Origin of the sequence: Mesoplasma florum L1 (assembly GCF_000008305.1) — a bacterium.
GTDB lineage: Bacteria > Bacillota_I > Bacilli_A > Mycoplasmatales > Mycoplasmataceae > Mesoplasma > Mesoplasma florum.
On record NC_006055.1, the window covers coordinates 1 to 12,363 of the forward strand.

The window sequence follows — 12,363 nt, forward strand, 5'->3', positions numbered from 1 at the left end:
ATGGAAACAAAAGCACTTTGAGAAAAATTAATTAATAAGTTAAAGAAGGAAAAATTAATAGATCAAGACATTATTGAAGAATATATTGTTACTTCAGAATTAATTAAAATTTCAAATACAGAGTTCGTAATCCTTGTTAGATCTAATCTTGGTGTAACTATTTTAAATGAATTTAAAGAAGTATTTGTGTACGAATTTAAATCAGTTTTAAACAGTTATGTGTCTGTTGATTTTTTAACTAAAGAAATTTTTGAGAAAAATACAAAAAAAGAGAATAAAAAAGAACCCATAAATACTGTTTTATCTGAAAATGCACTTACTTTTGAGAATTTTATAGTTGGGTCAAGTAATAAACAAGCTAATTTAGCTGCTAAAAATGTTGTTGCAAACCCTGGTATGAGTTTTAATCCTTTATTTATTTATGGAGATTCAGGACTGGGTAAAACACATTTATTACAAGCTATTAAAAATCAAGCAGAATTAAATGGAAAAAAAGTTTTATATTTAACATCTGAAGAATTTACAAAAAGAATTGTTAATGCTTTAAACAAAGGTGATTTAAGTGAAATAGAAGAATTAAAAACTGAGATAAATTCTAATGAATTCTTTATTTTAGATGATGTTCAATTTTTAAGTAAAAAAGATAAAACAAACGAGTTTTTCTTTAACATTATTAACAATTTTACTGAAAATGGTAAACAATTAGTTTTTTCTAGTGATAAAACTCCTGAATTGTTAAATGGTTTTGATAAAAGAATGATAACTAGATTTAATTCAGGTTTATCAACACCTATTAATGCTTTAGATATTCCAACTGCCAAATTGATAATTGAAGCTGAAATTAAAAAACAAGGTTTAAAACAAAAAATTAAAGAAGATGCCGTTGTTTACTTAGCTCAAAACTTTAGCGATGATGTTAGAAAAATTAAAGGTTTAGTTAATAGATTACTTTTCTTTGGTATTCAAAACGATTTAGGTCACATAATTGATTTGGAAGATGTTATTGACTTATTTAAAGATACACCTTCAGCTAATTTAGGATTATTAAATGTTAAAAAAATTAAAGAAGTTGTTGCTAAAAAATATGATGTTACTATAAAAGCCATCGATGGTAAAGCAAGAACAACTGCTATAAAAAATGCTAGACATCTTTCTATGTATTTTGCAAAAATAATTTTAAACCATACATCAACTCAAATTGGTGCAGAATTTGGTGGAAGAGATCATAGTACAGTTTTAAGTGCTATTTCGCGTATTGAAAAATTAATATATAAAGAAAAAGAATTCAAAAAAATAGTTGAGTCTTTAAAAAACGAAATAATAGGAAAATAGATGTAAATTCGCATCTATTTTTTTTGTGTGGAAAAGAAATTAAACTTGTTGAATAAAAAGTCATTTAAACCTTTATTTACCGTTGTTTTATGAGTGTTTTCCACATATCAACTGCATTATAAATATTACTTATATAAAGAATAATATAATATATAAAAGCATGCGTATTTCTTTTGTTTTTATTTTATAAATATGAGATAATATATATTGTAAATAAGAGGTGTTATATGAGATTAAGTATAAATAAATCAGTTCTATTAAATGAATTAACAAAGGCAAGTAAATTAATTGAACTTAAAAATGTTAACCCAGCATTACAAGGGGTTTATATGGAAGTTAGTTTTGATAAACTTGTTATAGTTTCATCAAACACGTCTACATCTTTTAAAGCTGAATTAAATAATGAAAACTCAGATTTAATCATAGAACAACCAGGACGTATATTAGTTAAACCTAAATTTATTTTAGAATTACTTAGAAAGTTAGACAGTGAGTTTGTAACACTTTCTACATTTGCTGAAAATGAATTAGAAATAATAACAGAAAAATCAAATTTAAAAGTTTCTATATTAAATGTAGAAGAATTCCCATTAATTGGTTTTGTTGAAAATGGTTTAGAATTATCTATTGATTCTCAAGAATTTAAAAGCACACTTACTCAAACTATTAGTTCAATTAATGAATGAAACCAAAAAGTTGTTTTAGCTGGAATGAATTTAAAAATAAAAGATAACAAAATATCATTTGTTACAACTGACTTATTTAGAGTTAGTTTAAAAGAAATCATTTTAAATGAAGCAACTAATCAGGAAGTAGATATTATTATTCCATACAAAACTTTAATAGAATTAAGAAACTTAATAGAAAACGTTAAAGAATTTAAAATTATAATACATGATACTAATGCAACATTTAAATTAGATAATGATTTATTACAATCTACTTTAATTGATGGAAGATATCCAAATGTTCATTCAGCATTCCCTACAACACATGAAATAAAATTAGAATTAAAAGCTAAAACATTATTAAAAGTTTTAAGTAGATTTGAATTAACAAACGATCAAAACATTACTTCAGTTGTTAATTTAGAAATTCAACAAAGTGGAATTATATTAAAAACAACAATTGCTGAAACAGTTAAATATGAAGAAAAATTTACAGAATATAAATATGAAGGTTCAAGTAATTTAAATATTAACTTTAATACAAAATATTTAATTGAAGCTATAAGAAGTTTTGATGATCAACTAATTCATTTAACTTTTAATTCTCAAAATAAACCTGTATTAATAACAGGAGCACAAAAAAGAGATTTGAAACAAGTAGTTTTACCAACTTATGCATAATAAAAAAATCAGGAAATTTCCTGATTTTATTTTTTTGTATTATTAAACTTTAAAGAACCTTCAATATCTGAATATCCACGTTTTTTTGAAATAGTAACTGGGAAGTTAAAGAAATCTTCAAAGAAATCTTTAACACCACTTATACCAGCTAATTCACCAGTAACATATAATCCATTTTTAACAACACCACTTCTAACTAATGCTGAAGAATTTTCTAAAACAGATGTTATTAAGCTTTTGTAGTTTGTAAAAGATTTAATGAAAATCTTTTTAAATTCTTCACTAACGCAAACAACACTTCTTCTTTCGTTAGTAATAATATCTTTACCTACGATACTTAATTCTAATTCATCTCTTAATTTAATAATTGTTCCAAGTGATCATTTAATTTTTTCAATCATATCACTATCAACAGAAATAGAATATTCTTCTTTAATAAATTGATTTAAAGAATCATCTAAAAATTTCTCAGCATAAATTGTTTCTTTTTCTTTAATTATTTTACCTTCAACAATTAAAGCAACTTTAGCGTAAGCTTGATTAATATCTAAAATTAATACTCCATATTCATCTTTAATATCTGCATTAGCACCTAAAGCAGAAAGTATTATTCTTGGAGAAAAAGAAATTGAAGCAAAGTTTGTATTCTCGCTAAATAAATTTTGGAAGAATTCTTGAATGAAGTCATTATCTGAGTTAGGACAAGATATAACAATTTTAGCTCCGTCAAATTCGTCTTTAAATCTTTCAACAAGAATTGTTACATATTGTTTAAAAATTTCTAAATCTTGAATAATGTACTTATCAAGAATATTAACAACTTTTAAAGGATCATCTAGTCTACCAATAGTATTTTTAACATCACGACCATATAAAACAATTTCAGTTGTTAAAACGTTTCAACAAACTAAACTAAAGTCATCGTAAATTTTGCCTTTCTCAGATGAAATTATTCTTGTAAATTCTTCACCAAAAACTATTCCTATTTTTTTATCACTCATAATATTCCTCACTTTTCTCACATTAATTATAGTATATAATAAACTTAATGTTAGATATAGGTGAATTAATGGCAAATGAAATAATTATTGTTGAAGGTAAATCAGATTCACAAAAATTAAAGAAAATTTATGGCGAAAATTTAATAACATTCGAAACAAATGGACTAGGAATTGATGATAAAAAATTAAATTCCATAAAAGAATTAAGTAAAAAAAATAAAATTATAATTTTTACAGATCCAGACGGACCAGGTAAAAAAATTAGAGAAACAATAATTGAATTTTTAGATGTTGATGTTTTTAATGCATTTGTTTCAAAGCAAGATATTGATAAAAATTCTAAAAAAATAGGTTTAGCTGAAGCAAGTGAAGAAGCTATTAAAAAAGCTTTAGATAATTTAATTACATATAATAAAAAAAATATTTCAATTTCTTGAGATGAATATGTTAAAAATGATTTTTACATAAAAGCAAACAGAATTATAATTGCTAATCATTTTAATTTGAGTGAAGATATGAGTTCAAAGAGTTTATTCAAATGATTAAATTGAATGAATTTAAAAGTTAAAGATATAGAAAAAATAATAGGTGAGTAGAATGAAAGTTGAAGCAAAGAAAAAATTTGGTCAAAACTTTATTAGTGATCAAAATTTAATTAATAAGATAGTTTCAATATTAGGTAATGATAAAGATCAACTAATTATAGAAATTGGTCCAGGAACAGGAGCACTAACTAAATTACTTGCACAAAAATATAACAAAGTAGTAGCAATAGAAATTGATACTGACATGGAGCCTATTTTAAAAAAAGAAATAACAAATGACAATTTCGAATTATTTCTTTCAGATGTGTTATTAGTTGATTTTGAAAAATTAATAAAAGAAAAAAGACAACATGAAAATCAAAAAGTTTCAATAATTTCTAACATGCCTTACTATATAACAAGTGAAATACTTTTTAGAACATTAAATGTAAGTGATAAGTTAACAAAAGCTGTTTTTATGATGCAAAAAGAAGTTGCTATTAGAGTGTGTTCATATAAAGGCGAAAATAATTACAATAATCTTTCAGTTGCTTGTGAATTTTATGCAGATAAAAAATATGAGTTTACAGTTCCTAAACATATGTTCTACCCAGTACCGAAAGTGGATTCTGCAATAATATCATTAACATTCAACAATAAATACACTGAACAAATTAAAGACAAAGATAAATTCTTAACATTTTTAAGAAAAATATTTAATAACAGAAGAAAAACAATATTGAATAATTTATCAAATGTAACTAATGACAAAACAAAAGCTAATGAAATCCTTGATAATCTTAATATTGATAAATCATTAAGACCTGAAGTAGTTGGTTTAGAAGACTTTATTAGAATTTACAACAAAACTAGATAATATTTTGTAATTAAAAGTGGCTTCTTGCTACTTTTTTAATTTTTATTTGTGCTAAAAACTTGAAATAAAGCAATTTAAGGGCATTTTTTAAGCATTTTATTAAAAATCAGTACTTTTTATGGGTTTTAACTCCATTGCCTGTTTTTATAGTAAAAATGGCTTAATTAATATATAATATATATTAAGGAAACTTAGAAAGAAACGGGTGAACAAATTATATGGCAGAACAAAATTATGGTGCTGAATCGATTAAAGTTCTTAAGGGTTTAGAAGCTGTTAGAAAACGTCCAGGTATGTATATTGGATCAACTTCTAAAGCAGGTCTACACCACTTAGTTTGAGAAATCATGGATAACTCAGTCGATGAAGCAATGGCAGGGTTTGCAAACAAAATTATTTTAACTATTACTAAAGAAGGGGAAATCATTGTTCAAGATAATGGACGTGGTATTCCTGTTGGTATTCAAGCTGACTCAGGGAAATCAGCTTTAGAACTAGTTTTTACTCAGTTACACGCTGGGGGAAAATTTGACTCAGATTCATATAAAATTTCAGGAGGATTACATGGGGTTGGTGCCTCAGTTGTTAATGCCTTATCATTATATGTTGATGTTCAAGTTAAACGTGAAGGTAAAATTCATCATCAAGTATTTAGTGGCGGGGGAACTCAACAAACTGAAATTGAAATTATTGGTGAAACAAATGAAACAGGAACAATTGTTAGATTTAAACCAGATCCAGAAATCTTTTTAGAAGGAACTGAATTTGATTATGAAACAATTAGAAATAAAGTTAAACAACTTTCATATTTAAATAAAGGTTTAGTAATTGAATTAAACGATTTAAGAATTGACAAACATGTAGAGTACCACTTCCCAAATGGTATCTTGGATTATGTAAAAGAAAAAAATGAAACAAAAGTAAAAATTAACCCAAGCATTTTCTATGTTGATGATAAACATGATGATATTGAAGTTGAAGTTGCATTACAATACAACGCAGAATATCAAGAAAACTTAATCACATTTGTTAACAATATTAATACTCATGAAGGTGGAACTCATGAAGACGGTTTAAGACAATCTTTAGTTAGAGTTATTAATCGTTATGCTGAAAAAGTTGCAACAGGTAATAAACCAGCTGCTAAATACTCATGAGATGATATTAAAGAAGGAATGGTATGTATAGTTTCAATTAGACATACTGATCCACAATATGAAGGGCAAACTAAAACAAAATTAGCTAACCCTGATGCTAAAAAAGCTGTTGATGCTGTAGTTGGTGATGCATTTGAAGAATTCTTATTAAAATCACCAGAAGATGCAAAAGCAATTATTGATAAAAATGCAAATGCTCAAAAAGCTAGAATAGCTGCACAAAGAGCTAGAGAAGAAACTAGAAGAAAATCAGCTCTTGATACATTCTCACTTCCTGGTAAATTAGCGGATTGTGAAAGTAAAGATCCAGAAATCGCTGAACTTTACTTAGTCGAAGGGGATTCAGCCGGAGGTTCAGCAAAAACTGGACGTAACCGTAGATTCCAAGCTATCTTACCTTTAAGAGGGAAAGTATTGAACGTTGAGCGTGTTGCTGAAGTTAGAGCTTTTGCAAATAATGAGATTAAATCAATTGTTACAGCAATTGGTACAGGTATTAAAGAAGATATTGATTTATCAAAATTAAGATATGGAAAAATTGTTATTATGACTGATGCCGATGTCGATGGTGCTCATATTCGTACTTTATTATTAACATTCTTTTACAGATACATGAAACAATTAGTTGTTGATGGTCACGTGTACATAGCACAACCACCGCTTTATAAAATTGAAGCAGGTAAAAAAGTTGCTTATGCATATAGTGATGTTGAACTTGAAGAATTAAAAGCAGGTGACTTTAAAGATTCAAGATTTACAATTCAACGTTACAAAGGACTTGGAGAAATGGATCCAATCCAATTATGAGAAACAACAATGGACCCTGAAAAACGTACAATGTTACAAATTAAATTAGAAGATGCTGCAATCGCTAATGAAGTTTTCTCAGACTTAATGGGAGAAGACCCAGAACTAAGAAGAAATTATATTCAAGAAAACGCAGAGTTTGTTGAAAACATTGACTTCTAGACAAAGAATAGAAAAGGTGAATTAAAATGAGTGAAAAAAACTTAGAACATAACCACGGTATTATCAAGGGTATTGATATTGCTGCTGAGGTTAGAAAAGACTTTTTAGAATATTCAATGTCTGTTATTGTTAGTCGTGCGCTTCCAGACTTGAAAGATGGTTTAAAACCTGTTCACCGTCGTATTATTTATGCGATGAATGACTTAGGTATTACTGCAGATAAACCACACAAAAAATCAGCACGTATTGTTGGGGAAGTTATTGGTAAGTACCACCCCCATGGTGATACAGCTGTTTATGATTCAATGGTAAGAATGGCTCAAGACTTTTCATACCGTTACCCATTAGTTGATGGACATGGTAACTTTGGTTCAATCGATGGTGATGGAGCTGCTGCTATGCGTTATACCGAAGCTAGATTAGCTAAAGTATCAAACTTCATCATTAAAGATATTGATATGAACACCGTTCCTTTTGTTGATAACTATGATGCTAGTGAAAGAGAACCTGCTTATTTAACAGGATACTTCCCTAACTTATTAGCCAATGGAGCTATGGGTATTGCTGTTGGGATGGCAACAAGTATTCCACCCCACAACTTAAGAGAAGTAATTAGTGCAATTCATGCTTTCATTGATAATAAAGACATTACAATTGATGAAATTTTAGATAACCACATTATGGGACCAGATTTCCCAACAGGTGCGTTAATGACAAATGGAATCAGAATGCGTGAAGGTTATAAAACTGGTAGAGGTGCTGTAACTATTCGTGCTAAAGTAGCTCTTGAAGAAAATGATCGTCATGCAAGATTTATAATTACTGAAATTCCATACCAAACTAATAAAGCTAAATTAATTGAAAGAATTGCTGAATTGGTTAAAACAAAACAATTAGAAGGTATCTCAGATATTCGTGATGAATCTAACTATGAAGGTATCAGAATTGTTATTGAATTAAGACGTGATTCAAATCCAGATGTTGTTTTATCTAAGTTATATAAATTTACTAACTTACAAACAACATATTCATTAAACTTATTATCATTACATAATAACATTCCTGTGTTATTGGATTTAAAATCAATTATTAAACATTATGTTGATTTCCAAATCAATGTAATTATTAAACGTTCAATTTTTGAAAAAGATAAAATTGAAAAACGTTTCCACATCTTAGAGGCTTTAGATACTGCATTAGATAACATTGATGCTATTGTTAATATTTTAAGAAACTCACCAGAGTCAAACGAAGCTAAAATGAAATTAACAGAAGCGTTTGGATTTGATGAAGAACAAAACAAAGCTATCTTAGATATGAGATTACAACGTTTAGTTGGATTAGAACGTGGAAAAATTCAACAAGAAATGGCTCAAATCAAAGAAAGAATTGATTATTTAACATTATTAATTTCTGATGAAACAGAACAAAACAATGTTCTTAAAAATCAATTATCTGAAATTGCTGAAAAATTCGGTGATAACAGAAGAACTGAAACAATTGATGAAGGATTAATGGACATCGAAGATGAAGAATTAATTCCTGATGTTAAAACAATGATTCTTTTAAGTGATGAAGGATATATCCGTCGTGTTGATCCAGAAGAATTTAGAGTTCAAAAACGTGGTGGTAGAGGAGTTAGTGTTAACTCATCTAATGAAGACCCAATTGTAATTGCTACAATGGGTAAAATGCGTGACTGAGTATTATTCTTTACTAATTCAGGAAAAGTATTTAGAACAAAAGCATATAACATTAGACAATACTCACGTACAGCACGTGGATTACCAATTGTTAACTTCTTAAATGGATTAACAGCTGGAGATAAAATTACAGCTATTCTTCCATTAAGAAATGTAAAAGAAAAAATGAATTACTTAACTTTCATTACTGAAAAAGGAATGATTAAAAAAACAGATATTTCATTATTCGACAATATTAACAAGAATGGTAAGATTGCTATTAACTTAAAAGAAGATGATCAATTAGTAACAGTATTTGCAACAACTGGAGAAGATACAATTTTTGTTGCTAATAAATCAGGAAAAGTTATTAGAATCCAAGAAAATATTGTTAGACCACTTTCAAGAACAGCATCAGGAGTTAAAGCTATTAAACTTGATGAAAATGATGTTGTGGTTGGAGCAGTTACTTCATTTGGAATTGAAAACATAACAACTATTTCATCAAAAGGAAGCTTCAAGAAAACAAATATTGATGAATATAGAATTTCAGGCCGTAATGGAAAAGGAATTAAAGTAATGAACCTAAATGAAAAAACAGGTGACTTTAAATCAATTATTGCAGCTAGAGAAACTGATTTAGTATGTATTATTTCAACTGATGGAAACTTAATTAAAACTAAAGCATCAGACATTCCTGTTTTAGGAAGAGCTGCGGCGGGAGTTAGAGGTATTCGTTTAAGTGAAGGTAATAAAATTCAAGCAGTAATGCTTGAGTACCGTAAACATGGAGAAGAAAACCAAGAATTCGAAGAAGATTAAAAAAGAGGGCAACCTCTTTTTTTTATAAAGTATTTCGATAAAAACGAAATACTTTATAATTTTAAGATGCTAAAAGAAAAAGCTTTATATTATGGGAAAATATTCCAGAAAGGAAATAGTTATATGGAAATAAAAATATATGCTCCTGTTGATTGTGAAGTTTTAACTATTGATAAATGTTCTGATAAAGCTTTTTCACAAAAACTATTAGGAGATGGGCTTCTTATTAAACCGAAAAAAGGTAACTTTACTTTGCCGTTTGATGAAGCTAAAACTATTATGGTATTTGATACAAAACACGCATATGGTTTTGACATTAGCGGTGTTGGTATTTTAATACATTGTGGGCTTGAAACAGTAAACTTAAATGGTGAACCATTTTCAACAAGTCTGCAACCAAACCAAACGGTTAAAAAGGGCGAAAAAATATTTGATGTTGATTTAAAAATTTTGAAAAACAAAAATATTTCTTCAGAAACTCCAATCGTATTTGATAAAAATGTAAAAATAAAAAATTTAAGGGAAGGTTCATATAAACAAGGTGAATTAATTTGTAATATTGAATTTTTAAATGAGAATAAAGATCAAGAAATTAAAATTGATTCATTAGAAGATTTTTTTAATGTAAAAAATAAATATCAAAAAATTGCTTTTGATATTAATAAATGTGTTGGTAATAAAGAAAATTATAAAAATGTTTATAACTGTATGACAAGACTTAGATTTCAAATAAAAAACAAAGAATTAGTAAATGAAGAAGAACTTCAAAAAATTAGTCTTGTAAAACAACTTGTTTGAAATGGGGCAGAACTTCAGGTAATTATAGGGCAAGAAGTTTATAAAGTAAAAGATGAAGTTGTTGCCCAAAATGAATTTGTTGAATCTGTTGTTAAAGATGCCAATAAAGAAAAAAAATCAATTATTGGTAAATTTATGCAATTAATTGGAGGAACCTTAATTAGACAAATTCCCGTAATGACTGGGTGTGGAATCATTCAAGCTTTAATGGCCTTGTTGGTTATTGGGGGTATTATGCCTTCAATAGTTACATCAGGAACACCTGGTGAAGGACAAATATCTTTATTTGATCCTAATCTTAATGCAGGTTGAGTTGCCTTATTTATTATTGCTAGAAGCGCAACATACTTTGCAGGTATAGTTGTTGCATATTCAGCTAGTGAGTACTTCGGTTTAAATCCAATTTTAGGTATAACAATTGGTATTATTCTTTCATCTCCACTTATTTTCTTATATGGTGGTCCAAATGGAATTGGTGAGGAAAAACTTTGAATTAATTTAGGTGAATTAAATACAAACAACATACCATTTAATAATATAACTAGAATATTTAAGATAGCGCCGTTAGGGACGAAAGTATTTGTTATTATGCCTGTTATTTGAATTGCATCAAAAATTAACACATGAGTGTTAAAATGAATGCCAACAGCTTTAGATTTAATGTTTAGACCATTTATTTTATTCTTGGTTTGTTCACTTGTTGGATTCTTCTTATTTGCACCTGTTTGATATACTTTTGAAGCTTTATTTGGTGCACTTATGTATTATGTAACTAGTGCACCATTAGGTATTGGTGTAGGAATTTATGTAGGAATGTGACAACTTTGTGTTATTTTCGGATTACACGGTCCATTAGGAATAGCTGCTCAAGTTGAATATTTATCAAACGGAGGTTGATCATACCTTGCAATTGGTGGTTCAGTTTCAGTTTGAGCTCAAGTTGGGGCATTAATTGGAGTTGCTATTATAACAAGAGATAGTGTATTAAAAAATCAAGCTTGGGGAATGGTTCCTATGGGACTTTTAGGAATTACAGAACCAATACTTTATGGAATAAACCTTCCTAAAAAAAGACCATTAATAGCGGGTATAATGGCTGCATTTATTGCTGGAGCATTTATGAATTGAATGGGTGTTTCTATGAGAGCTCAAACCGGAATAGGTGTATTTGAAGCTATTGGATTCTTTGCTGATCCTACAATGGGAGGAACGGCAACTTTAGGTGGATTACAAAACGGATTATTCTATATTTTTGGTTGCCTATTATCAGTTGGTTCTGCAATTGGTATAACAATGTTAATTTATAAAGAAAGATTTGAAGAAAAATCTTTAGTTGCTAAAACAACAAGAAAAATGTTTAAATATGTTGTTAAAGAAAAAGATTTTGAAAAAGAATTAGCAAAAAACTTAAAAGAAAATCTTAATGAAATATCACAAACTTATACAAAAGAAGAAAATAAATTTATTAAGGAACAAGAAAAAAATATTCAACAATATTTAAAATTAGTTGCAAAAATAAATGAAAAAAATATTCAAAATGATGAAAAAATTGAAAAATGTTATAAAGAAGGAAAAAAAGCAATTAAATCAAATAATAATAGTAAAGCTTTATTAATGAAAGAAAAAATTGATTCTCTTTCAAAATTAGATCTATCAGATTTAGAAAGAGAAAAAAATGAATTAAAATCAAAAATAGACTTTAATGGAATTAATGAAATTAAAAATCAAAAACTAAAACTTATTAATGCTATTGTTGATAAAGTTGAAAAAGAAAATAATGTTGATTTATCAAAATATAAAAATGAATACTCAAAAGATGTTGATTCATTGTTATTAAATTATGCTTTATAGA

At 27.5% G+C, this 12,363-nt stretch carries 8 protein-coding genes; 7 read left to right on the forward strand and 1 reads right to left on the reverse strand.

Annotated features, from left to right (window positions below):
- Together dnaA and MFL_RS00010 are read left to right on the forward strand one after the other, a co-directional pair.
- Nucleotides 1-1,332 (forward strand): chromosomal replication initiator protein DnaA, encoded by a 1,332-nt coding sequence (gene dnaA / locus MFL_RS00005; RefSeq protein WP_011182898.1) that lies wholly within the window; start codon nt 1-3, stop codon nt 1,330-1,332.
- A 227-nt stretch (nt 1,333-1,559) separates the two neighbouring features.
- The gene (locus tag MFL_RS00010) at nt 1,560-2,681 is read left to right on the forward strand and encodes a DNA polymerase III subunit beta (RefSeq protein ID WP_011182899.1); all 1,122 of its coding nucleotides are present in this window, start codon (nt 1,560-1,562) and stop codon (nt 2,679-2,681) included.
- A 26-nt stretch (nt 2,682-2,707) separates the two neighbouring features.
- On the opposite strand, the gene MFL_RS00015 is transcribed toward MFL_RS00010, so the two are convergent.
- The gene (locus MFL_RS00015; RefSeq protein WP_011182900.1) at nt 2,708-3,682 is read right to left on the reverse strand and encodes a rod shape-determining protein; all 975 of its coding nucleotides are present in this window, start codon (nt 3,680-3,682) and stop codon (nt 2,708-2,710) included.
- Nucleotides 3,683-3,750: 68 nt separating this feature from the next.
- Between MFL_RS00015 and rnmV the strand changes: the two genes are divergently transcribed.
- From rnmV to MFL_RS00040, 5 genes are all read left to right on the forward strand, one after another.
- Nucleotides 3,751-4,278 carry a ribonuclease M5 gene (gene rnmV, locus MFL_RS00020; protein WP_011182901.1) on the forward strand — a complete coding sequence of 176 codons (528 nt, stop codon included), beginning with the start codon at nt 3,751-3,753 and terminating at the stop codon, nt 4,276-4,278.
- Between the two features lies 1 nt (nt 4,279).
- The gene (gene rsmA, locus MFL_RS00025; protein ID WP_011182902.1) at nt 4,280-5,083 is read left to right on the forward strand and encodes a 16S rRNA (adenine(1518)-N(6)/adenine(1519)-N(6))-dimethyltransferase RsmA; all 804 of its coding nucleotides are present in this window, start codon (nt 4,280-4,282) and stop codon (nt 5,081-5,083) included.
- 218 nt (nt 5,084-5,301) lie between these two features.
- Nucleotides 5,302-7,209, forward strand: a complete 1,908-nt coding sequence (gene gyrB / locus MFL_RS00030; RefSeq protein WP_011182903.1) for a DNA topoisomerase (ATP-hydrolyzing) subunit B — start codon at nt 5,302-5,304, stop codon at nt 7,207-7,209.
- A 26-nt stretch (nt 7,210-7,235) separates the two neighbouring features.
- Nucleotides 7,236-9,713 carry a DNA gyrase subunit A gene (gene gyrA, locus MFL_RS00035; RefSeq protein WP_011182904.1) on the forward strand — a complete coding sequence of 826 codons (2,478 nt, stop codon included), beginning with the start codon at nt 7,236-7,238 and terminating at the stop codon, nt 9,711-9,713.
- A gap of 123 nt (nt 9,714-9,836) precedes the next feature.
- A complete protein-coding gene (locus tag MFL_RS00040) occupies nt 9,837-12,362 on the forward strand; it encodes a glucose PTS transporter subunit IIA (protein WP_011182905.1) in 2,526 nt (841 codons plus the stop codon).
- Nucleotide 12,363: the final 1 nt, after the last annotated feature.